Source organism: Larkinella terrae, assembly GCF_009668025.1.
GTDB lineage: Bacteria > Bacteroidota > Bacteroidia > Cytophagales > Spirosomataceae > Larkinella > Larkinella terrae.
On the sequence record NZ_WJXZ01000013.1, the window covers coordinates 256563 to 281139 of the forward strand.

At 52.0% G+C, this 24577-nt stretch carries 17 protein-coding genes; 6 read left to right on the forward strand and 11 right to left on the reverse strand.

Annotation, left to right across the window (positions count from 1 at the left end; translation table 11 throughout):
• Nucleotides 1–91 precede the first annotated feature (91 nt).
• Both GJJ30_RS21530 and GJJ30_RS21535 read left to right on the forward strand, forming a co-directional pair.
• A complete protein-coding gene (locus tag GJJ30_RS21530; protein WP_154177256.1) occupies nt 92–634 on the forward strand; it encodes a gluconate 2-dehydrogenase subunit 3 family protein in 543 nt (180 codons plus the stop codon).
• 341 nt (nt 635–975) lie between these two features.
• Nucleotides 976–2679 (forward strand): GMC oxidoreductase, encoded by a 1704-nt coding sequence (locus GJJ30_RS21535; protein WP_154177257.1) that lies wholly within the window; start codon nt 976–978, stop codon nt 2677–2679.
• A 123-nt stretch (nt 2680–2802) separates the two neighbouring features.
• Here GJJ30_RS21535 and GJJ30_RS21540 read toward each other — a convergent pair whose 3' ends face one another.
• Complete coding sequence (locus GJJ30_RS21540) at nt 2803–3006, reverse strand: helix-turn-helix transcriptional regulator (protein ID WP_154177258.1); 204 nt, start codon at nt 3004–3006, stop codon at nt 2803–2805.
• Nucleotides 3003–3275 (reverse strand): hypothetical protein, encoded by a 273-nt coding sequence (locus GJJ30_RS21545; protein ID WP_170299245.1) that lies wholly within the window; start codon nt 3273–3275, stop codon nt 3003–3005. The genes GJJ30_RS21540 and GJJ30_RS21545 overlap by 4 nt, the downstream gene beginning before the upstream one ends.
• A gap of 400 nt (nt 3276–3675) precedes the next feature.
• Between GJJ30_RS21545 and GJJ30_RS21550 the strand changes: the two genes are divergently transcribed.
• Together GJJ30_RS21550 and GJJ30_RS21555 are read left to right on the forward strand one after the other, a co-directional pair.
• Nucleotides 3676–5061, forward strand: a complete 1386-nt coding sequence (locus tag GJJ30_RS21550) for a GH39 family glycosyl hydrolase (protein WP_205880591.1) — start codon at nt 3676–3678, stop codon at nt 5059–5061.
• Nucleotides 5062–5542: 481 nt separating this feature from the next.
• A complete protein-coding gene (locus tag GJJ30_RS21555) occupies nt 5543–6679 on the forward strand; it encodes a hypothetical protein (RefSeq protein WP_154177260.1) in 1137 nt (378 codons plus the stop codon).
• 158 nt (nt 6680–6837) lie between these two features.
• Here the strand turns inward: GJJ30_RS21555 and GJJ30_RS21560 are convergent, their stop codons facing one another.
• Nucleotides 6838–7092 carry a hypothetical protein gene (locus GJJ30_RS21560; RefSeq protein ID WP_154177261.1) on the reverse strand — a complete coding sequence of 85 codons (255 nt, stop codon included), beginning with the start codon at nt 7090–7092 and terminating at the stop codon, nt 6838–6840.
• Nucleotides 7093–7516: 424 nt separating this feature from the next.
• Between GJJ30_RS21560 and GJJ30_RS21565 the strand changes: the two genes are divergently transcribed.
• The gene (locus GJJ30_RS21565) at nt 7517–11068 is read left to right on the forward strand and encodes a carboxypeptidase-like regulatory domain-containing protein (protein ID WP_154177262.1); all 3552 of its coding nucleotides are present in this window, start codon (nt 7517–7519) and stop codon (nt 11066–11068) included.
• Nucleotides 11069–11167: 99 nt separating this feature from the next.
• Here GJJ30_RS21565 and GJJ30_RS21570 read toward each other — a convergent pair whose 3' ends face one another.
• Complete coding sequence (locus GJJ30_RS21570) at nt 11168–13279, reverse strand: outer membrane protein assembly factor BamB family protein (protein ID WP_154177263.1); 2112 nt, start codon at nt 13277–13279, stop codon at nt 11168–11170.
• Between the two features lie 280 nt (nt 13280–13559).
• Between GJJ30_RS21570 and GJJ30_RS21575 the strand changes: the two genes are divergently transcribed.
• Nucleotides 13560–15242: a CBM35 domain-containing protein gene (locus tag GJJ30_RS21575; RefSeq protein ID WP_154177264.1), complete on the forward strand. Its 1683-nt coding sequence runs from the start codon at nt 13560–13562 to the stop codon at nt 15240–15242.
• 170 nt (nt 15243–15412) lie between these two features.
• Here GJJ30_RS21575 and GJJ30_RS21580 read toward each other — a convergent pair whose 3' ends face one another.
• The 7 genes from GJJ30_RS21580 to GJJ30_RS21610 all read right to left on the reverse strand — a co-directional run bounded on the left by GJJ30_RS21580 (nt 15413) and on the right by GJJ30_RS21610 (nt 24449).
• The gene (locus tag GJJ30_RS21580; protein ID WP_154177265.1) at nt 15413–16270 is read right to left on the reverse strand and encodes a dienelactone hydrolase family protein; all 858 of its coding nucleotides are present in this window, start codon (nt 16268–16270) and stop codon (nt 15413–15415) included.
• 128 nt (nt 16271–16398) lie between these two features.
• Entirely contained in the window at nt 16399–17139 is a 741-nt protein-coding gene (locus tag GJJ30_RS21585) for an NUDIX hydrolase (RefSeq protein WP_229313311.1), read from the reverse strand.
• A gap of 58 nt (nt 17140–17197) precedes the next feature.
• Nucleotides 17198–18853: a sodium/sugar symporter gene (locus GJJ30_RS21590; RefSeq protein ID WP_154177266.1), complete on the reverse strand. Its 1656-nt coding sequence runs from the start codon at nt 18851–18853 to the stop codon at nt 17198–17200.
• A 110-nt stretch (nt 18854–18963) separates the two neighbouring features.
• Entirely contained in the window at nt 18964–19668 is a 705-nt protein-coding gene (locus tag GJJ30_RS21595) for an L-ribulose-5-phosphate 4-epimerase (protein ID WP_154177267.1), read from the reverse strand.
• A gap of 13 nt (nt 19669–19681) precedes the next feature.
• Complete coding sequence (locus GJJ30_RS21600) at nt 19682–21325, reverse strand: ribulokinase (RefSeq protein ID WP_154177268.1); 1644 nt, start codon at nt 21323–21325, stop codon at nt 19682–19684.
• A gap of 108 nt (nt 21326–21433) precedes the next feature.
• The gene (araA, locus tag GJJ30_RS21605; protein ID WP_154177269.1) at nt 21434–22933 is read right to left on the reverse strand and encodes an L-arabinose isomerase; all 1500 of its coding nucleotides are present in this window, start codon (nt 22931–22933) and stop codon (nt 21434–21436) included.
• 274 nt (nt 22934–23207) lie between these two features.
• Nucleotides 23208–24449: a DEAD/DEAH box helicase gene (locus GJJ30_RS21610; protein ID WP_154177270.1), complete on the reverse strand. Its 1242-nt coding sequence runs from the start codon at nt 24447–24449 to the stop codon at nt 23208–23210.
• Between the last annotated feature and the right edge of the window lie 128 nt (nt 24450–24577).

The window sequence follows — 24577 nt, forward strand, 5'->3', positions numbered from 1 at the left end:
TTGAATGAGTAAACCGCACCGGATCGTGGCTTTACGAATTAATTTGCTTCGTCTTGCTTTTTGGCAACTAATTCTAAAACCGATCCTATCGATGCCAACTTCATTTATTCCCCGCCGGGAAGCTTTGCAACGACTGGCCCTCCTGGTTGGTGCTACGCTGTCGCTGCCGGTGCAGGCAGCTCTGCGGGGCGAAACCAGTGGCGCTGAACCGCTGGTTTTTTCGGCCGATCAGCAAAAACTGATCGCGGATCTGGCGGAAATCATCTTTCCGTCCACCGACACGCCCGGGGCCAAAGCCGCCGGTGTCGATCGGTTCATCGGGTATGTCGTTGGGCATTGTACAGTTCCGGCGCAACAGGAAACGTTTCAGAAAGGATTGCAGCAAACCGATGCATTTAGTCAGGCTGCTTTTGGAAAACCGTTTTCGGAATTAGACCCTACGCAGCAAACGGAGATTGTCCGGCAATTGACCCAGCGGGAAAAGCCATTTTTCCTGAATATGCGCGAACTGACAATTGTTGGCTTCTTCACCTCGGAACTCGGAGCTACCAAAGTGGCGGAATACCTTCCCGTTCCCGGTCGTTTTCAGGGCGATATTCCGCTTAAACCGGGGCAGAAAGTCTGGGCAATTTAAACGTTTGTAATTTCTGATTTAGCGTTTAGAAATTGTCCCAAATAATAAATCATGTTTGCTATGTTGCCCCCAACCCCCTGAAGGGCAGGGCCGTTAAGTGCTCGAGTGGTTATCATACAAAGTGTATAATTTCCGGGCCCTTGTTGCCCCCAACCCCCTGAAGGGGGCTATTAAATCCGGATATTTAAGCCCCCTTTAGGGGTTGGGGGCAACGCAAAAGAAGGGAAAATATAAAATTTAGACAAGCCCTTATAGTTCTAATTAACTGATTACATCCCAATGAGTTAACTATAAATGCTAAACCAAAAACCGGTTTTTCTAACAATCCGAACGGAACAACTATGAATCTGAATATCGATGCCGTGAAAGACATGACCTACGACGCCATTGTGATTGGGTCGGGGGTTAGTGGCGGATGGGCGGCTAAAGAACTGACAGAAAAGGGCTTGCGGGTATTGATGCTCGAACGGGGCCGGCCGCTGGAGCATGTGACGGGATACACCGAAGCAATGAAAGCGCCCTGGGAAATGCCGGAAAATGTAAGGTTGGGCGATCTGGCCGCCAAATATTCCCAAACCCCGCTGGGTTCCGCCTTAACCGTTCCGACCTATTGGATGCCCGGACAGGAGACTTCCTACCGGCAGGACAAACCGTTTCGGTGGCTGCGGCCGTCGATTGTGGGCGGTAAATCCATCATGTGGGGAAGGCAGTCGTACCGGTTTAGCGACATTGATTTTGAAGCCAACGCCAAAGAGGGCATCGGTGTCGACTGGCCCATTCGTTACAAAGACATCGCTCCCTGGTATTCATACGTCGAAAAAATTGCGGGCGTTTCGGGCGAAAAGCTGGGTTTACCGCAGCTTCCCGACAGCGAATTTCTTCCACCGATGGATATGTACCTGGTAGAAAAAGAAGTTCGGAAGCGAATTGAGAAAAATTTTCCGGGTCGCATCATGACCATCGGCCGGACCGCCAATTTGTCGGTTGCGCAAAAAGTGCATGTCGAATCGGGTCGCACAGCTTGCCAGTACCGGAATCAGTGCATTCGGGGATGTCCGTACGGAGGGTATTTCAGTACGCAATCCTGCACGTTGCCGCCCGCCGTCAAAACCGGTCGGCTGACGCTCCGGCCCCATTCCGTGGTGACGGAAATCATTTACGACGCTCAAAAACAGCGGGCATCCGGCGTCCGGATCATCGATGCGGAGACGCTGGAAAACCGGGAATACTTTGCCAAAATTGTTTTTGTCTGCGCCAGCGCGATGGCCTCTACGGCCCTGCTCATGAATTCGGTATCCGACCGGTTTCCGAATGGCATGGGCAACGATTCGGGTCAGTTGGGGCATAACCTGATGGATCACCACTTCCGGATCGGTGCCACGGGCCAGTGGGAAGGCGGGCAGGATCGGTATTACTACGGGCGTCGGGCCAACGGTATTTACATTCCGAGGTACCGCAACATTGGAGTCGACAAGCGGGAATATTTACGCGGTTTTGGGTACCAGGGCGGAGGTGGCCGGCAGGGCTGGCAGCATCAGGTAGCCGAACTGTCTTTTGGCCCTTCGCTGAAAGAAGAACTGACCAAACCGGGACTCTGGCACATGGGCCTGACCGGTTTTGGCGAGCAACTGCCCGAATTTAAAAACCGCATGTATCTGGACAAAAGTAAACCGGATAAATGGGGCATGCCAATGCTGGCCTTTGATGCCGAAATCGGCGAGAACGAGAAGAAAATGCGGGTCGATATGATGAACGACGCGCAGGAAATGCTCGAGAAAGCCGGTTTGATCAATGTCAAACCCTACGATCAGGGCTCGGTTCTGGGTCAGGCGGTCCACGAAATGGGAACCGCCCGCATGGGCCGCGACCCGAAAACGTCCGTTCTCAACGGCAACAACCAGATTCACGCGGTCAAAAACGTGTTCGTGACCGACGGTGCCTGCATGACCTCCTCGGCCTGCGTCAACCCGTCGCTGACCTACATGGCCCTCTCCGCCCGAGCCGCCGATTTCGCCGTCCGGGAATTGAAAGCCCGGCGGGTGTGATGGTTTTTATCTGATTGTTGAACTGTGGGTGCTCAGCTTGTTTCACAGCTATATCCACGTAGGTATGCCGTGAAATGCGGTTTCGGCGGTTTGGAATGTAGGACAATCGATGCTGATTCTCAATCACGAATCTGTATCATCCAATTGAAATAAAACTTCGACGGTAGTATTGAAAACTTTGGCCATCCGCAAGGCTAGTACGGTGGATGGAATAAACTTCCCGGTTTCAATCGAATTTAATCCCTGTCGGGATATCCCAATATGTTTTGCAAGGTCGGCCTGAGTCCAGTTTTTCTTTGCCCGTTCCACCTTAATTGTGTTTTTCATACGCCATACTTTTTTCTCGAAATGAACCAGCCAATAAAATAAAAGATCCAGCAATACCCCAACAGATACCCATAGCCAAACCAGGTGGAATTCGAAATACCACACAGGCTAAGCAAAAACAATAGCGTGATCAGCATGGCGGTCAACGAAAAACCGATCACGACGGCTTCCAGTTGCACCCGTTGCTTCACTTCGTCCATTACCGAGAAGGCTTTGATTAACTTGTAAATAAAAATGGCGAACGTAATAATTGGGATGACCGTAATCATTACCGAAACCGGCTGGCTGAGTACCCGGTGTTTTAATAGCCATACGGTCGGCAAATAAGTGGCTCCATATAGGAGGGCGAAGGTTATGGAGTGTTGGTTTACCGTTTTAGCAGATTGTTCCATCTTTTTAGTTATCTAGCACGCTACAAAGATAAGCAAGCCTTTCTTTTTGTCAAGTTTTGTTGACAAAAAGAAAGGAATATTAGTCAACCTTTCTGAATAATCAATCAATTCGGATTTACGTATTGGTCAGTAAAGGTGTGTTCTCAACCGACTTCGGGCATCCCACCGGTTGTGTATGAAAATCGAAGGGAAGGTGTTTTCGCCCCGGGCTGACGGTTTACTTTTCGGCCTGGTAGTTTATCCATTTTGAGCGCTTTTGGTATAAAAATATCATGTGATGATAAGCTACAAAGCAGTCCTGATTAGTGTGGGAATGGGCCTTTCGTTGCCGGTTCTGGGCCAAACGGCCGAGGTCATGGTCGACTTTGCGGCCCGGCAAGGCCCCATGCGCATGGAGAAAATGGCTCTGGGACAGGGCGGGCTTTCGGAGGAACCCATGCTGGCTAACCGGGTGACGGAAATTCGCGCCCTTCACCCCGGCATGATCCGGTTGTTCGTCAGCGAATACTACGATCTTCTCCCCAAGGCAGGAACCTATCATTTCAAAACGCTGGACAGCATGGTTTCGTCCATTCTCCAAACCGGGGCCAAACCGCTGATGGCTCTGTGCATGAAACCCAAGGTTCTTTTTCCCAAAATTGATCAGGATATCGTTGAGCCGACCGATTACAAACAATGGGAACAACTCGTTTACACTGTGGTCAAACATTACCGGGACCGGAAAGCGGGCATTCGTTATTGGGAGGTCGGCAACGAGGTCGATATCGGCGAAGATGGTGGAACACCGTACCGGTTTAAACCGGAAAGCTACGCCCGGTACTACAAACACACGGTAGCGGCCATCCTGCGGGCCGATCCAACGGCGCGGGTGGGTGGCCCAGCGCTGGCAGCTTACAACTCCCCCATTCTACCCGGTTTGCTCGAGGCTTGCTCTGCTCAAAAAATACCCCTGCATTTTGTTTCGTGGCACCATTATAATAATAGTCCGCTGGTTATCCGGAAGCAGATTGAGTATGTTCAAAATCTGGTCAAAAAACACCCGGATCTGAAACCTGAAACAATCATGGATGAATGGAATGTCGATCTGTTCAATCCAATCCTGGACCCTCGCTATCAACCCTGTTACGTCGCAGAAACCATCTGGCAGATGAAAGACGCTGGCCTGGACTGGTCCTGTTATTACCACATCCGCGACTGGTACGTTTCTTACGAAACATTTGCCAAAGTCTTTTCTCCGTCCGGGACGGCTTTCATGACGCGCTGGTGGAATCGGCAGGCACAGTTCAGCGGGTTGATTGACTACCAAAACCAGCTTCGTCCGGCTTATTTTACGTTTAAACTGCTTTCCCGGCTGGCGGGCGAGCGGCTGCAGGTCAGCTCAACCCATGCAAGTGTGCACGGTTTTGCCAGCCAGGATGACAAGCTGCAGATGCACAATATGATGCTCTGGAATTTTTCCGATCAACCGGTGGAAGTCAACATTACGTTAACGAATCTTCCCAAGTCCATGCGTACCCGCCACATCGTTCTGGATGCCACCGGACCGGGTAACGACGAAAATCACCGCCTTCGTCCGGAGCCTTTCAGCCAGCTAAAACCGGGCAATCAAAAACTGACGGTGAGACTTGAACCATGGGCCGTTCATTACTGGTCGCTGGAATAAGATGCTGCGTTTCACAAACCCTGAAAAAGATCAGATTCCTGTCGTTAAACCCGTTACAAAAACAATTTACCATATACAGGCTAACGAGGTCAGTATCAATAAACTAATATAAACTTTCGGTACATTTTTCCCGGCCTGGGCTTATATTCTTCGAATGGTTGGTTCCCTTCAGAGCCATAGGGAACCTCTCAATTTAGTAAAACAATCGACTTTCGCTCGATCAATCAGGTCGGGTCCAAGTTGACTATTAAAGCTGTTTCAGGGCAGATGCCAATGCTTTATGAATAAATTACACGGCTTCAGGTGACGGTTTTAAGCAATCCGGTTTCCGATCAGCGTCAGGTCGAGATTCGTGTGGCAAAGGCGTAGATCGATGATCTGCGGCTTTCGGGTATAAAGTCGAAACTAATCCGTTTCAGCCGGTTGTAATTAAGTAACATTCCGCCAAAAAAGACTTTATACTACGAATCAGAACGAAGCGATGAAGTCATTTTTCCTTTTAATTACCTGTCTGTTTGGCAGTGCTGTTCCCACGATGGGGCAATGTACCGTTTCCAAAGATGCTTACGGTCAGGTAATCACGACCTGTCAGGTAGCCAATTTCCCCGCGGAAAACGCACCGCTCAACAAACAGCTCATCTTTTTGGGAAGCGAATTTGCCAGTTTTCCGGTATGGCAGAGAGGCCGGATTCGCCTGGATCAATCGGGACAGGACCAGGCTTGCCTGATTGCCTATAACCTGGTAAGTAACGAAGTACGGTGCCGGTTTGAAGGTGACCCCACCGAAAAGACTGTCTCGCCGTATTCATTCGTAATCAACGGTGTCGAATACGTTCGTCAATTAAAAAAGGTGCTGGGAGTTAATTACACCTTGTATACCACAGTCCTTAACAGTGGGGAAACAAAGCTCTTAAAGAGTTTGAAAGGCCGGTTCGTTAAAATGCCGGTTCGGAACGGTTATGATAAAGACAACCCCTTCGCTGGCTATTTTCAGGTTGATCAGCAGTATTTTATTCAAAAAGGCGATTCCGCTCCACAACCGATTAGCCTGACCAAAAACGCCCTGTTGACTGCACTGGAAGAGGAAAGGGAAATTCTTGATGCCAAACTGTCAAAGCGGCAGCTCACTCCCGAAGAAGTGATCGAGGTGGCTGGCCTTTACGATTCGCTGCGGGTATTGACGCTGCGTAACTCGACTTCCCTGGCGACTGATGCCGGGTTGAAAGACCTGCTTCGGGCTCACATCAAGTATCCCGTTCAGGCCTGGAATGCCCAGGTATTTGCTCGCGTATATGTCGGTTTTGACATCACGAAAGCGGGTCAAATAAGCAATATCAAGCTATTAAGCCCGGAAAACGTGGGGTTTGGTTTCGGACAGGAGGTTACCACGGCCCTGAGCAAATTGCAAGGCACCAAACCGGCGTATGAAGGTCGATATGCTTTACCCGTGAGTTTCATGTATACTGCGGCACGGGATAAAGGCCGGGTTTTCATTCCGGTGAATACGCTGCCTGATGACCTTTTACAAGGACGTGTGGTTCTCAACGAGGTTGTGGTTAATCAGGTTATGGGAAAAGACCTGGCCAAAAATCGGGAAGTTTGGGGATACTACAAATGATACTTCGGGCTGCCAGATCCGACAAACTATCTCGATCGTCTCGACCGGTAAGTCCCGCTCCAGTCTGATACAATCAATCCGAGTGGGAGCTTTGACGTTGACAAGGTAGACCTTAAAAGCGCTACCGGTCCGGCGAAAAGAGCAACGGCGCGGATAATTTACCGAACCGAATCCCTGCGGTTTATTTCCGCTTGAATGTCCTTCAGATTTTTAGAATAGCTGGAGCCGATATAAAAAGAAACAATTAGCAAGATTACGGGAAGGACGAACCCGGTATGCGTGGCCGCATAAACCGCTATGCCAACTAAAAAACCGATGAACAAAACCGTTATAAGTTTTTGTGATTTCATTTTTTTCTCTTTTGACACTAATTCGTCAAGTGTCATTTGAGAGTAATCTTTATTTGAAAACATACAGATGCCTGTGTTATGAAAATTGGAAGCTCATTTTAGGATTTTGATATTCAAAGATATGAAGCCTCAAGCCTAATCGGTAATCAATTATGATTCCGTGATTTTATGTCTCGTTAAACAAGTCTGACACGTACAAAGAAATTTCATTTGCAATAAAATGGCAAGTCATAAAGACTGTCTATTAATTTATAATTTTCCTTTTCTACTTTGACCTCAACCCCCTAAAGGCCGGGCGGCCGGTGCCGGGCTTTAATCGGCATGTAAAAGCTCCCTGCGGGGGTTGGGGGCGGACCGAAGAAAGGGAAAATCTGAATTTTAGACAGTCGCTTACTACTATTTCCTTTCCCCAACCTTGTAAAGCCGTTTCTAGCTATAAGTATAATTGTGAGACATAGTACTTTTTAAAGAATACTTTTCCCTACCAATGCGTTGTTCATTCTTTATCGGCTGGCTCACTGCCGTTCTCCTTCTTAGCTCAACCCTCCTGACTCATGGACAAACGACAGCCGTACTGACCGGCTATGTAACGGATGCCGTTACGGGAAAACCCATGCCGTTTGCCAACGTCTACGTAAATGGATCAACGCGGGGGGCAACCACCGACGAAAAAGGCTTTTATACCTTGGCCGGAGTGCCACTGGGCACGGTCGAAATAGCCGTTTCCTTCGTTGGCTATCAGCCTATTGCGCAAAAAATTCGATTTGAGAACGCGTCTCCGCAGAAAGTCAATTTTCAGTTGAAAGAAAGTGAACAGATGCTGGATGCGGTAACCGTGCGGGGCAACCCGAAGGGCTGGGAACGGCACCTGCGCCAGTTTAAAAAAGAAATCCTCGGCGAGCCGTTTGGCGGACAGTGTGTGTTGGTCAACAGCGAAGTTCTCCATTTCAAAGAGGATAAAGATCATCTGTATGCGACGGCAAACGAACCATTGATAATTGATAACCAGGCACTTGGCTATCGGCTCATTTACGCGTTACAACATTTTGATGCTTCACCGTCCGGCAATGTTTTTTCGGCAGGAACGGCCCGTTTTGAAGAATTAAAACCAGAGAACGAAAGGCAGGCCAACCGGTTTCGGCGTAACCGGCTGCTTGCCTACCAGGGTTCCATCCGACACTTGATGGCCAGTCTGATTGACAATACGTTCGGGCAGGCCGGTTTTCTGGTTTATCAGGAAGATGCCACGAAGCCGATCTCTCCCGATCGTCGGTCCATTACACTGGCCGCTGCCATTGGTGACTACAAACGTCTCATACCTATTCAGGCTGCTAAATTGATTCAACCTGGTCGGTTAGCAACCGAACGCCGATTGGTTTCTCCCTTGAAACTAATTGTATTTTACACGCATGGGGTTTCGAATTTCTCACCCTATCCCGATGCCCGTTACGCCTATACGGAAATGAAACTGCCCAGCGGCCAGATGCAACTGTCCGTCAATGGGGTTATTACGATGCCGGAAGGGATGGAAGCAAAAGGCTCGATGGGAAATGACCGGCTCTCGACCATGCTGCCCGCCGACTGGAAACCGGAAGGAAACGAGAAAGAATCATTGACAACCGGCCTACTGGCTACTCAGGGAAAACTCCTGCCGCCCGACTCCAGCCTGGGCCGGATCACGGCGACTTTCAACGAACGATTCAAGTTGCAGGCTCCCACCATATTTGTGCACATCGATAAGTCCTTTTACGCTACCGGCGATCGGCTCTGGATGAGTACGTACTTGCTCGACGCGGCTAGTCACCAGCGCGCCGGTGGCGAAACAGCGCTGCATGTCGACCTGCTCACGACCGCCGGGAAGCTCGTGCAGCACCAGTGGGTACGGATCGTGGACGGACGGGGCCAGGGCAATTTCCGCCTGTCGGATACGCTCACGACGGGAACGTACCGACTGCGCGCTTATACCGATGAAGATGAGGCCCAGCGACGCCCGGCTTTCGAGCGGTCGGTGGCTATTTATAATCTGGTTCGGAACGACGTATCAAGCCGTATTGATTCGGTACCTCAGCAGCCGGACATTCAGATTTTGCCGGAAGGCGGTCGCTGGATTGCCGGATTGCCAGCGCGTCTGGGCGTCAAAATTGTGCAACCCAATGGGCACAGTTTATCCACCACGGGACGGATTGTGGATGATTCAGGAACGGAAGTAGTGCGTTTCAAAACCAATCAGCGGGGAATGACCAGCGTGCCGATGGAACCAAAGACACAACGGATGTACTTCGCCGAAGTTATGTATAACAACCAACCCCAACGCATTCCACTGCCCAAAATCGAAACGGAAGGACTGTTGCTTTCGGCCGACGCGATCAGTGATACAACCCAGTTGGCGTTGACCATCCGAAATGCGAACCGGGCCGCTTCCGACTCCGCATATATTCTGATTCTACAACGCGGCCGGGTGGTCGATCAGCGAAAAATTCTTTTACAGAATGGGGTGGCGAAGGTAAGCCTGCCCATGACGAACTGGTTGCCGGGCCTGGCGCAAATCACTCTTTTTGATGCCACCGCCAGGCCCCAGGCCGAGCGATTAATTTTTGTACCCCAGCTCGTTGCCCCGGTGCGGGTACGGATTGGACTCAATAAAAACCGGTATCAGCCCCGCGAGCAGGTCCTACTTGGCGTCAATCTGAGCGATAACGGGGCACCGGCGGTAGGTGCTTTATCGGCCTCGATTACCGACGCAGGACAGGTGCCTGAGGATTCCGCCGACGCTACTTTGCAGGCCCACTTGCTGTTAACGGGTGAGCTACGGGGACATGTCGAAAACCCTAACCAATACGTAGTGAATCCGTCCGCCGAAACCCGCCAGGCTTTGGATGACCTGCTCCTGACCCAGGGCTGGCGAAGGGTCAGTGGCACGCCCGCTACGGATTCGCTCGGTGGTGTATCGATCAGAGGCCGAATTATGGATGTAAAAAATCAACCCATACCCGGCGCGCAGATTACCGTGATGTCGACAGGCGTTGGACGGTCGTTTGTAAAATCGGCCGGTACGGATGAACAGGGGCGGTTTCGATTGGCGGGACTGGCCATTTCGGACACCATTCAGTTAGTAACACAACTCACTGATCGTCAAAGGAAAAACATTTCCTCGAGAGAAGCTTATCTGGTTCAGGAAGGTCCGGGCAGCCAGTGGGAACCGATCAAAACGGTCAGTGCGCCAAACTGGTCTACGTTCCGCGCTCAACTGGAAGCGGTCCGAACCCGGCAGGAAGCCAACGCCGATTTCTACCGGGATAAAAAGACGGAAGTGTTGAACGAAGTAACGGTGCGGGCGCGAAAAACCGAGGGAAGGCCCGAAGATATTCAACAACGTAGTTTGCACAATGAGGCTGATGCCGTTCTGGTGTTCAATGAAAAATCACCGGTTTATCCGAATCTTTACGAAATGATTCAGGGACGCTTGGCGGGCGTCACGGTCACGCGGGAAGGGGCCATGCAAGCGCGTAGCTATAAGGTATTTTTGCGGGGTGTGAACAGTTTCAAAAGTGGTATGCAGCCTCTGTATTTAATGGATGGCCTACCTATTCAGGACCCGGATGGAAACGCTCTGATGCAATTCAATTCGAGCGATATCGAACGGGTTGAACTGTTGAAAAATGGGGGTAAGACGGGTATGTACGGAGCCCGGGGTGGGAATGGTGTCGTTGCTTTTTACACCAAAAGATCACGCTCCATGCAGGGCAGCGCAAAACCGGTATTGGGATTGACTCCCATCCAATTCATCGGTTATCCTTCGGTGCATCGCGAATTTTACGTGCCTCGCTATGATTCCGAAGCACCGACCGGCAGTCCTTCCGGCCCCGTCGATAACCGGGACGTATTGTACTGGAAACCGCTGATGCAAACCGACGGTCAGGGGCAAAGCCAGGTTCGTTTTCCGCTATCGGATGTCGTCCGAACAATACGCGTGGTGATACAAGGCATTACGGCCAATGGTCGTCCGGTGATGGGCGTTCAGTTGGTTCGGGTTCAATAACGTTAGCCTGAAGCTAATTACGACGAATCGGGATGGGGTTGTATCATTCATCCGCTTAGCCATGCTCAACAAATGCTCTGAAGATGGCAGAGTTGCTGGTTATGGCAGCGCAAACGCCACGTACCGATCCCCCGACTTCGTTTTGAGTTTGCCGCCCCCGCAGGCAATCACGACGTACTGTTTACCATTGACAGCGTAAGTACTCGGCGAAGCGTACCCGGCAGCAGGTAATTTGGCGCGCCAGAGTTCCCGACCGGTTTTACGATCAAAAGCCCGAATCAGTTCGTCGCGGGAAGAAGCGATGAATAGCAAACCGCCCGCCGTGACAGCCGGGGCACCGTAGTTGTCGGTACCCGTCGGGGGAATGCCCTTCGCCACCAGTTCGGGGTACTCGCCCAGCGGGACTTGCCAGCGGTGTTCACCCGTATTCATGTCAATCGCCGTTAGGGTGCCCCAGGGTGGGCGACTCACGGGATACCCGGCCCGGTCGTACCAGCGGGTAAAACCGGTATGGTGGTAGGGTGACGTATTAAGGCCCGGTTTCCCGGCGCTGGCGACGGTCGTCGTTTTACCAAAGAGAAAATCCACGATCGCCTTGCGCTCCGCGTCCTTCAGGTGGGTGAATGCCGGCATCATGCCCTGGCCTTTGGCCAGAACCTGGGCCACGGATTTCTCGTTGCGTTTTTGGGCAATGCCGGTCAGGGCCGGATAAGTACCATCGTGACTGCCTTCGCGATTTTGGCCGTGGCAGGTGGCGCAGTGGGTCTGGTAGAGTTGGTTTCCGTTGCGATTAACGGCACCGGCTGTCAACGAACCGGTTTTGGTAGGAACCAGCCCCATCGTGACCGGTATTTGTTTGGACGGTACGTACATAATACCGGCTTCGTCCACCGCAGCCCCACCCCACTGCGCGCCCCCGTCGGTGCCGGGGAAAAACACGGTACGATTTGGGCTCAGGGGAAGAGGAATGAACTCCTTGCCCTTTTGCCAGCGCCGGAGCTGGGCCACAATCGTGTCGCGGTCGGTTACAAAGTCGTTGATATCGTTTTCTGAAAACGATTGCCGGGTAAAAGGGGCGGGTTTCAGGGGAATGGGCTGCGTTGGCCAGGCTTTCTCTCCCGGAACGGTGGAAGCGGGCATGGGTCGTTCCTCAATCGGAAACAGCGGTTTTCCAGTGACCCGGTCGAAGACAAACAGAAAACCCTGTTTGGACAATACCGAAACCGCATCGACCTTTTTTCCGTCATGAACGACGGTGAATAAATTGGGAGGAGCCGGAATATCGCGGTCCCAGATGTCGTGGTGGATGGTCTGAAAATGCCAGAGTCGCTTGCCGGTGGCTGCATCGAGAGCAATGAGGCTGTTGCCGAACAGATTCTGGCCGGGCCGGGTGCTGCCGTATAGATCAAAGGCGGCCGTTCCTGTAGGAACGTACACGATGCCGCGCTGCCGGTCGATGGCCATACCCATCCAGTTGTTGGCTCCTCCGAAGTTGCGGTAGCCGTCTTCCGGCCAGGTGTCCGCCCCATACTCGCCAGGGTGTGGAATGGTGTGAAACGTCCAGACGATCCGCCCCGTACGCAGGTCGTAGGCGCGGACATCGCCGGGCAAAGCCGGTGCAATCTCCGACACCCGGTGGCCCATGATGAGCAGATTTTTATAGACTATGCCCGGCGTGTTGCTCACGACGTACTCGTCGGCTCCGGGGCGGTTTAGGCCCTCTTTTAAGTTGATTTTTCCGCCTTTTCCAAAATTCAGCACCGGTTTTCCCGTTCGGGCGTCAAGGGCGTAGAGCAGCGAGCCATAGGCAAAGAAAATCCGGGCTTCTTTCCCATCGGTCCAGTAGGTAACGCCCCGGCTGTTCATGGAAAATGTATCATCGGTGAATGCCGTTTTCCAAATCTCCCTGCCCGTGGCGGCATCGACCGCAAAGGCCTGCGACCCCGCCGAAACACCGTACAACACCCCGTTGATAATGAGCGGATTGCACTGAATCTGGGTGTTATTTTTAACTGTATCAACCCCGCCCGAAGCATATTCCCAGGCGACCTTTAAGCCTGCAACGTTGCCGGGATTTAGCTGGGTGAGCGTCGAAAAATGGTTCCGATCCGGCCCTCCGTTGTATTCGGGCCAGTCAGTGTTGACGGGTTTTTCGGTCAGGCTGAGCAGACCAACGGTCAGGAGTATGGCCGGGTAAGTGAAACGTTTCATGAAAGGGTTTAGAGGGAAGTACAAATAAACACAAAGTTGCCGAAAGTTACAGTGGCAATTCGGCAGTAAAACGTTCCTTTCACTGAGGAACCGGTGCGCTCCGTGGGGTATTTTACCGCTGCACGCCCCGAAATTGGTATTTAGGCCAGGCGCAAGCGGAGAGAAAGAAAATTTTCAATTATTTCTGTCTATTTTCATTCACCTTTTGATAGGTAACTCCATATACCACTGGCAGTTACTTTCCTATCTTCACATCTATCCTTCTACCCAACTTTTGGCCATGAAAACACGATTACTATTCTGCACAATTTTATTTTGCCTCCCGTTGCTAAGCCGGGCACAGAACACTCCAGATAAGGTCTGTTCGGGCAATCCATACGAAGTAAGTGAACAAACCGTTACGGTATCCGCTGCGGGGACCTACCAACTGACGATCAGCTATCGTTCCCCCGAAAAAAACGTTCATGGAATCGTACGCATCAATGGTGTGTCACAAGAGATGACATTTCCCCAAACGGCAGATTTCCAGCAGGTAACGACAAAACCGGTCGTACTGCACGCCGGTGTCAATGCGATTAACCTGAGCAGCGGCAGCGATGGCGGTTATGTCTGTTTCAACAACCTGTCGACCACGCTTGTTGGCCCTCCCCCAAATCCGGATAATACCGGCGCCTTCGACGAGTTATGTTCTGGCAATCGGTATGAGTTTCGTCAGCGAACCATCACAGTCCCAAACGCAGGTACGTATCAACTGACGATCAACTACCGGGCTCCCGAAAAGGAAGTTGAAGGTGTTTTGAGTATCAATGGCGCAACTCAGGCGGTCGTTTTCCCCCAGACCGCTGATTTTAAACCGACAACCATTGGATCGGTTACGCTACAGGCCGGTGTCAACGTGATTGGTCTGAGCACTGGAAGCGAAGGGGGATATTTGTGTTTCAACAATCTGACCACGACTGCCGGTAGCGCACCCCCGATTCCGGAACAAGTGGTGAATAGAGTCTCTTTCCCGGAGGTCTGTTCGGGTAATCAGTCGGAAATACGCGGTCGCACTATCAAAGCGCCCGGCCGGGGCCTGTATCAGGTCGTAATCAGCTATCGTTCGCCTGAGAAAACCGTACAGGGCACCGTTTACGTCCTGGCGACGCCGGTAACACTTACCTTCCCCCAGACCAGTGAGTACCAGGATATAAACGTCGGCGTTCTGGAGTTATACGAGGATAGCTACATCGGACTGGCCAGCGGCCCAGACGGAGGCAACCTCTGTTTCAATCGCGTTTCGTTTACGAAATACGTCTTCCAATGTCATGAAGCAGAAGATGCCAGTGGCACGGGAACCGTTCTTTCCGAAGCCAATGCCTCCGGTGGCAAAGGCCGGGGAGATTACCGCACACCATCCGATTACCTGGAATACACGGTCACCGATATACCGGTCGCCGGTCAATATGTGCTGGCACTCACCTACAAGACTGCGGAATACCCAAAAGCCAGGATTATTGTCAACGGGAGCGAGTCACAAGAACTTTTGCTGTTCCCAAGCGGTGGTAACTACGTCGCCCAAACCCCCTATGTGACGTTGAAGGCCGGGACCAATGTCATCCGGATTGAGGGGATCTCAGACGGGTCATTCCGGATGGATCGGATCTGTATTTTCAGTGTTTCACCCGCAGCCCGACTGACGGCCGATGCCCCACAGGCGGAAGAATCCGGCCTGCGCCTGAGCGTTTCACCCAATCCATCAGATGGCCCGGTTATGGTTCATTTTTACGCCCTTAAAGACGAAATCGTTCAATTGCAGGTAACTAATACCCAGGGAATACGCCAGTTCAGCCGGCAGATCAAGGCGGAAGGTGGCTACCAGAGCGTACCCGTTACAATCCCCGCCGGAACCGGCTCACTGTTTTTTGTGCAGTTGCAAAGTGGCCCCAGATCGGCGGTCCAAAAGGTATTAATAAACCGGTAGTTGCAATCGCTTCGGTGAATTAAATACAGAATGGGTCGTCTGGATACTGAATTATTTCGCGTTTGGCTCAAAATGGAAAATTGGATATTAATGCCAGCAAATGCATTCATATCCAATTCATCCGAATCGTAAAACGGAAACTGAAACGTTAAAGCCTGATTCTACTTTTCCTACGCCAGCTTCTCCTTGAACAATGCAATCGTGCGATCCCAGGCTAGTTTGGCTGCGGCTTCGTTGTAGCGCGGACCGGCGGTGTCGTTGTGGAAAGCGTGTTGCGCCCCCTCGTAGACGTACAGTTTGTAAGGCACATTCGCTTTTTTGAGGGCTTCTTCGTAAGCCGGAATTCCCGCGTTAATCCGCTCGTCCATTCCGCCGTAATGCAGTAACATCGTGGCTTTGATTTTCGGAACATCGGCGGCTTCGGGCTGCCGACCGTAAAATGGAACAGCTGCTTTCAGATCCGGGTAATTGACCGCCAGTTGATTTGCCATCGCTCCTCCCCAGCAAAAACCGACGCACCCCAGCTTACCGTTGCTATCGGGGCGGTTTTTGAGGTAATCCAGCCCTTTCAGAAAATTCTGTTTGGTTTTTTCCGCATCCAGTTTCCCAAACAATTCCCGAATTTGGGTTTCGTCGGTTGGCGTCCCACCGGCGGCCGACAGGGCGTCGGGAGCCATTGCCAGAAAACCGGCGAGGGCCAGTCGGCGGGTAACGTCCTCGATGTGCGGATTCAGGCCCCGGTTTTCGTGAATCACCACGACCGAGCCGTATTTCCCGTTGGCTTTCGGACGGGCCAGGTAGCCTTTCATCGTCGTGTCGGCGCCAGGGTAAGTAATCCGTTCGGTCAGAATCCGGTCATCCTGGCCGGATACGGTTTGGGCCTGGGCGTAATTCAGTTCCAGCGTCGATAAAACCGCCAGGGCTGCGGTCATGCTACCGGTCAGCTTAGCCAGCCGTTGCAGAAAAACATCCCGCTTCAGCGGAACGTGCGTGTACTCATCGAATAGGTTGATAATGCGCTGATCCATGGGTCGAAGGTTTAGGTTGAAAGGTACAAAAATGTTGTCGGTTTTCGGTGGCTGATGCATTCTTACCAACGTTTTTATTACCATGCGTCAGCATCCGAAAACTGAAAACCGTATCCCGAAAACCGCTATCATTTCAAATCAAAACTGCTCCCCTCCTGCACCAATTTCTGGTAGATATTCGGGTCAAACTGGTAGTAGAACGCTCCTTTTCGGGAGGTAGTTTTGTCTTTTTCATTCAGTTTCACCAGCCATTCCATTGAGTTGAGTCGTTTGCTGAAATTCCGGTGGTCGAGCGGCTGGTTGTTGATCGCTTCGTACAAACTACGGAGTTGGGGAATCGTGAATTTTTCAGGTAACAGCTCAAAACCAATCGGTTGCGTCCGCGCCCGTCGCCGGAGCCGTACCAGCGCTTTCTCCACCATGTCGTTGTGATCGAAAATCAGATCCGGTTTTTGGGAAACCGGAAACCACTTCGCGTTGTGGGAATCAGCGAGGTCCTTATTGTACTGGTCGGTGCGAATGAGGGCGTAATAGGCAATCGACAGGGTGCGGGCTACCGGATCACGACGAACTTTGCCGTAGGCATACAATTGTTCCATGTAAACGCCCGTCAAACCGGTCAGCGTTTCCAGAATGCGTTCGGCCCCTTCATCGACGCTTTCGTCGTTTTTCAGAAAACCGCCCATAAGCGACCATTTTCCTCTTTCGGGCTCAAATCCCCGTTTAATCAGCAGCAGTTGAAGTTCCTGCTGGTCAAATCCAAAAATAATGCAGTCCAGCGCCACGAAGTGCTTTTCGTGCTGATCGTATACAATTTCCATTTTATGCATCCACGGATCGCAGGGGCGGCCCCGTCTGGTCCGTGACATTCTCGATTGATTGGTACCTTCAAATTAAAAGAATCATGGAATCAACTCCGCAGATCCGCTAATAAAATACCGAAAATACCAATATAACGAGGCTGGTAATGACGATTGCGCCAATCAGGAACGGTTTTGAAACCTGAAACCAACTGGCCTCCACCGCGAACGCTTTCGGGGAGTCCTTTCCTTTCGATTCGGCCAGACTAATCACGACCTGCAAAACGACGCACGCCCAGAATACCAGTCCCATGCGGTTCAGGAACGGAATATCCGGCGCATTGAATTTCAGGAAAGTCGACAGCGGAATACTCAGCAACGCAGCCGCCAGCGCCCCGTTGGCCGTGGCTTTTTTCCAGAAAAAACCGAGCAGAAAAATAGCGAGAATACCCGGCGAAATAAAACCGGTATACTCCTGAATGTATTCGAACCCTTGTCCCAGATTCTTCAGAAATGGACTGATCGCCAATGCAATAATGAATGACACCACAATGGCAATTCGCCCGCGCCAGACGGTTTGCTTTTCGGTCAGATTTTTATTGAAAAATTTCTGGTGAATGTCGAGCATGTAAATCGTCGAAATGCTGTTGGCTTTCCCGGCCAGCGAGGCCACAATGGCCGCCGTCAGCGCGGCAAACGCCATTCCTTTCAAACCGGTCGGCAGCAGATTGAGCAAAACCGGGTACGAATTATCGGGCTTGATCACGCCCCCTTCCGTAATGCCGCGAACAATCGCCGGATCGGCGTTTTCCTGAAACAGCACATAAGCCGCCAGCCCGGGCAGCACGACGATGAACGGCATCATGATTTTCAGGAACGAGGCAAACAACAAACCGTTGCGGGCCGTACTTAAATTAGCTCCGAGGGCCCGCTGGGTGATGTACTGGTTGCACCCAAAATAATTGAAATTCACGATCCACTGCCCGCCAATCACGAACATCATGAATCCGGGCAATTGGTTGTAGGCATCCGTAAAACCGCCTTTTCCGTCGTACACCTGGTATTGCCCCTTGCTGAAAATCATGTGCAGGTGGCTGTCGGCTTTTTGCCGAATCAGTCCCAATCCTTCAAAAATACCCGCGCCCGTCCCGACTTTATCAGACAGTAAATCAAGCGCCAAATACGTGGTCGCCAAACCGCCGACGACTAGACACACGACCTGAATGACGTCCGTATACCCGATCACTTTCATGCCGCCCAGCGTAATAAAAACCGCAAAAACCGTCAGAAAAATGGCACAGGACATGAAGCCAAAACCGGTCATTTTTTCCAGACTCAGCGCGCCCAGGTAAATAATGGACGTCAGATTGACGAGGATGTAGAGGAAAAGCCAAAAAACCGCCATGATGGTTGCCAGACGTCCATCGTAGCGATTTTGCAGGAACTGCGGCATGGTATAGATCCGGTTTTTGATGTACATCGGCAGAAAATAAACCGCAATGATGATGAGCGAAAAACTGCCCACCAGTTCGTACACCGAAATCGCCAGACCGAGCTGAAATGCCTGCCCGCTCATGCCGATGAACTGTTCCGCCGAAATGTTGGAAGCAATGATCGACGCGCCGATGGCCCACCACGTCAGCGAACCTTCGGCCAGAAAAAAGTCCTTCGAGTCGGCGGTTTGCTTCCCTTTGTGCGTGTAAACCCAATAGCCGTAGACGGCAACGATCACGAAGTAGATCAGGAAAATAATGTAATCGATCGATTCAAGTCCGAGCGTCATACGAGATGGAAGGTTTAGGAGGAACCCAGTCAGCGGTCGAAGACCCTGACTGCGGTTATTGGGACTGAATTTCAACCGCAGTCAGGGCCTTCGGCCGCTGACTGGGTTGGTTAATAATCCTGTCCGTAGTAGGCATCCTTTCCGTGTTTCCGGAAATAATGCTTATCGATCAGGCTTTGCTTGATGGCAGGTGTGTTGGGATTGATCGTCAGCGTGAGGTACGCCATTTTGGCGAGTTCCTCCAGCACCGTGGCGTTGTAAACCGCCTTGGCCGGATTTTTCCCCCAGGCAAACGGACCGTGACAGGCCACCAGAACCATCTCCACTTCCTCGGCGGAAAGGTTTTGTTCCCGGAACACATTTACGATCTGATTGCCGGTTTCGTGTTCGTAGTCGCCCTGAATCATCTCATCCGACATCACGTCCGTCACCGGAATCGTGGCCACCAGGTGATCGGCGTGGGTGGTTCCCAAATTCGGAATGCCGCGTCCGGCCTGCGCCCAGGCAACGGCATAGGTAGAATGGGTATGGCAAATACCGCCGATGTGTTCAAAATTCCGGTAGAGCAAGGTATGGGTTTTGGTGTCCGACGAAGGCCGCATCGTCCCTTCGACCACCCGGTTTTCCAGATCGACGATGACGATATCCGCCGGTTTTAGTTCGTCGTAAGGAATACCGCTCGGTTTGATGCCGACCACCCCCGCGTTCCGGTCGATTCCGCTCACGTTTCCGAATGTATAAATCGCCAGCTTCTGCCGGGGAATCTCCATATTGGCTTCGTACACCTGCTCTTTCAGCACCTGGTAATTACTCATATCAACTTGATTATCAATTATTTTTCTCAATAAAATCGCCCAAACTCAAATACCGCTGGTAGAGGACATCGTATACACTGGCTCGGTCGGAACGAGGGGTAAAAACCGCATCGAAGGCGGAGGCCATCGACCGTTGGGCTTCGGCAAAAGTCGGGTAAATACCGGCCGCCACGGCCGCACAAACGGCGGCTCCCCGGGCGCAGCACTGATCGGACTCGGCCACTTTGATCGGGACATTCATGACGTCAGCCAGCGTTTGCATCACAAAGGCCGACTTCCTCGCCACTCCGCCAATCGCAATCACCTGACGAATGGGAACGCCTTCCTCCACAAACCGTTCGGCAATCCGGCGCGCACCATATGCGGTTGCCTCCACCAGAGCCTTGAAAACGTGGGCGGAACTGCTGCCCAGATTCAGCCCGGAAAGTGCCCCTTTCAACGTGTGGTTAGCGTCCGGCGTCCGCCGACCGTTCAGCCAGTCGATGGCAATCACATCCGTTTCGCTCACCGGGAGTTGACTCGCCTGTTCGGATAAATAAGGAATCAGAGCGGTTTGCAATGCCGCAATTTCATCGGCCTTCCCCTGTTTTTTTAACAAACCGGTGATCGGTTCCAGAATGAGTCGACCAAACCAGGCGTAGAGATCGCCAAAGGCGGATTGGCCCGCTTCCATGCCGAGCATCCCCGGCACAATGGAGCCGTCGACCTGACCGCAAATCCCGCGAATCAGCAAATGGCCCACATCCACGGAAGGCGCCATGAGCATGTCGCAGGTAGAGGTGCCAATCACTTTCACCAGCGCGTACGGCTCAATGTTGGCCCCCACGGCTCCCATGTGCGCGTCGAAACTCCCTACGCCGATAACCACATCGGTCGGGACGCCGAGCTTTGCGGCCCATTCCGCCGAAATCGCGCCCATTGGCTCATCGGAGGTGTACGTCCGGGAAAATAACCGGTCGCGCAAACCCGACAGCAGCGGGTCGAGGGTCGTTAGAAATTCTTCCGAAGGCAGGCCCTGAAATTCTTCGTGCCAGAGGGCTTTGTGACCAGCCGCAGTCCGGCTGCGTTTCAAGGTCAGCGGATTGGTGTTTCCGGTTAAAACCGCCGACACCCAGTCGCAGTGCTCGATCCACGAAAAAGCCGCCTTCCGAACGGCCTCATCCGTCCGTAGCGTCCGCAGAATCTTGGCCCAAAACCATTCCGATGAGTAAATACCGCCGACGTATTTGGTAAAATCCGTATCCCAGCGGTGCGCCAGTTGATTGATTTCTTCGGCTTCCTGATTGCCCGTGTGGTCTTTCCAGAGAATAAACATGCCGTTCGGATTGTCGGCAAACTCAGGCAGCAGCGCCAATGGTGTGCCATTTTCGTCGACCGGACCGGGCGTTGAACCTGTTGTATCGACCGAAATCCCCTTAATGCTGGCAACAACTTCGGGCGAAACCTGGCTCAAAGTTTCCTGAATTGATTTTTCGAGTCCTTCCAGATAATCCAGCGGGTGCTGCCGGAACTGGGAGCGAGCCGGATTGCAATAGGCACCGGTTTTCCATCGCGGGTATTCATGAACCCCCGAAGCCACTTCTTCACCCGTCCGGGCATCGACCAAAACCGCCCGAACCGAATCTGTCCCAAAATCTACACCAATCACAAACGGCATTTTCTTGAAGGAGTTATGAGTTATGAATTAAAAGTGAAAAGTGATGAGTTAAATGAAGATGGAGCCGCCCCAGCGGTTAGCTGACACAAGCCGAAAAACTCATAGCTCTTAACTCTTTAAGTGGTAAAAGGCTTCGTTCCAGCGTAGTTCCTGTTTGAACGCGTGGATGCGGGTTTCTTCGTTGATCAGGACATATTCGACGCCCGCCATTTCGGCAAAATCTTCCATGTATTCGGACGTAATGGCCTTGCTGAAAACCGTATGGTGCGCGCCACCGGCCAGAATCCAGGCGGCAGCGGCCGTTTTCAGGTTGGGTTTGGCGTCCCACAACACGCGGGCTACGGGCAGTTTGGGCAGCGGTTTTTCAGTCGGCACCACATCTACCTCATTGACTAACAGCCGAAACCGGTTTCCCATATCTACCACCGAGGCATTGATGGCGGCTCCGGGCGCGACGTTGAACACCAGCCGTACCGGGTCCGATTTGCCGCCGATCGACAACGGATGAATTTCGCAGGACGGTTTTCCGTCGGCAATCGACTCGTCGATTTCGAGCATGTGGGCGCCCAAAACCCGCTGGCCGCCCGGCGATAGGTGATACGTATAATCTTCCATGAACGAACTGCCGCCCGGCAGTCCTACGCCCATTACTTTAATGGCCCGGCCCAGCGCTGCGGTTTTCCAGTCGCCTTCGCCCCCGAAACTATAGCCGTCGGCCATTAGTCGTTGTACGGCAATTCCGGGAAGTTGGTTCAGGCCGTGCAGGTCTTCGAACGTATCGGTAAATCCTTTGATTTTGTGATCTTCCAGAAAACCGCGTAACCCGATTTCAATTTTTGCGGCATCCCGGAGCGATTCATGACGGAGTCCGGCGCTTCGCAGTTCGGCAACGATTTGATAACGTTGTTCATATTCTGACACTAATGTATTGATTTCCTGATCACTTACCTGGTTAACATAGGCCACCAGATCGCCGACACCGTAGCCGTAAACGGAATAACCAAACTTAATCTGGGCTTCCACCTTATCCCCTTCCGTAACGGCGACTTCCCGCATGTTGTCACCAAAGCGCGCAAACCGGGCACCCTGTAAATCATGCCAGCCCGCAGCTACGCGCACCCAAACGTTCAGCCGGTCATGGACTTCCGGGTCCTCCCAATGTCCGACAACTACCTTCCGTTCCAGCCGCAAACGGGAGTTGATAAACCCGAATTCCCGGTCGCCGTGCGCCGACTGATTGAGGTTCATGAAATCCATATCGATGTTTTCCCACGGAATGTCGCGGTTAAATTGGGTGTGCAGGTGCAGCAGCGGTTTGTGCAGAATTTTCAGGCCGTTGATCCACATTTTGGCCGGCGAAAACGTGTGCATCCAGGTCACCAGACCGATGCAGTTGGGTGCGCTGTTCGCTTCCAGACACAAGCGGTAAATTTCGTCGGGGCCGGTCAGCACGGTTTTGAACACAATCTTTACCGGTATATGGGACGACTCGTTGAGCGCATCCACGATTGTGCGGGAATGTTCCGCGACCTGCTGGAGGGTTTCTTCGCCGTATAAATGCTGGCTGCCGGTTACAAACCAGGCTTCAAGATGATCAATAAAAATCATTGTGGGATTGTTAGGTTGCGTTCGCTCTTCAACGAACGATCAGGCATCGAGGGCAAATATATAAATAAATGTATTTTATACGCTTATGAAAACGCAAAATAATTACTGGAAATAATCCAGTACCAAAAGCGGTTTTGGAGGGAGCCCATAGGTCAAAAAAAAACAGGAACGATCGTCCCTGTCTGTACCCAAGGACGGCTCGTCCGTGAGATCTGGGTAATTCATACTGGCAATCAAAAGCTGGAACCTCACGGACTACCAGTCCGTGGGTACATCAGGACGGTTTTCCGCTGCTTTTCGGGCGTCGGGAAGAACCTTTCTTCCCACCGGCCCGTCGTTTTCGCTGCGGGAACGAACCACTTTTCCCCGGATTATATTCCAGTGTTTCGCCCAGGTGGGCTGGCAGCGGTACTTTGGTGACGGGGGCACCGATCAGCCGTTCGATGGCCGAGAATTTCCGTTGTTCGGTTTCACTGATGAAGGTGTAGGCAATGCCGGTGGTTTCGGCGCGGGCCGTGCGGCCAATCCGGTGGACGTAATCCTCGCCATCGTGCGGCACGTCGTAGTTGATGACCAGGTCGATGTTGTCGATATCGATACCCCGGGAGAGAATATCGGTGGCGACCAGAATCTTTAGTTTCCGGCTTCGGAACGCCAGCAACACCTGCTCCCGCTCGGTCTGTTCAAGGTCGGAATGAATGGCTTCGGCGGCAAAACCGGCCTGTTTCAGTTCACGGGCGAGTTGCTTGACATTCTCTTTTCGGGAACAGAAAATCAGTACGGATGGGAAATTATGCTCTTTCAGCAGGAATTTGACCAGCGCAATTTTTTGATTCTGGTAAACCACAAAAGCTTCCTGAACAATCTTGGCGGGCGGTTTTGACAACGAAAGTGTAATCTCTTCCGGCGTGTGCAGAATTTTCCGGGCCAGTTCCCGGATTTTGGGCGGCATCGTGGCCGACAAGAGCAAACTCTGGCGTTTGGTCGGGAGAAACGAAATGATTTTCACGATGTCGCCGTAAAAGCCCATGTCCAGCATTCGGTCGGCTTCGTCGAGAATCAAATACTGAAGTTTGTCGATTTTGGCGTACCCCATGTTCAGGTGACTGATCATGCGGCCCGGCGTACAAATCACGATGTCGGCACCACCTGACAGGGCCTGACGCTCCGTACTGTACGAAGCGCCATCGCCCCCGCCGTAGACGGCAATCGAGCTGACGGAGGTAAAATAGGAAAATCCCTCCAGGTTTTGGGAAATCTGGATGGCCAGCTCGCGGGTTGGCACAATGACCAGCGCCTTGATGTTGTCGTCGGGACCGGCCGCAGTGATTTTATGAAGGATGGGCAGCAGATAGGAAGCGGTTTTTCCCGTTCCGGTCTGGGCCGAAACGATGAGATCTTTACCCGCTAATATCAGTGGAATAACTTGTTCCTGTACAAGAGTCGGTGTGTCGTAATTCATGGCGTCGATGCCTTCCATCAACCGATCATCGAAGCCAAAGTCTGAGAATTTCAAGCTAAAAAACTAAAGGTTAAGTGTAGAATTTGGTGAATATAACACTATTTCGGGCATTAAAACAAATGCCGTTCAGTAAGTTATCCAAACGCGATCCCTCCACGCTCGGGGAAATTAGTCCGGGATTT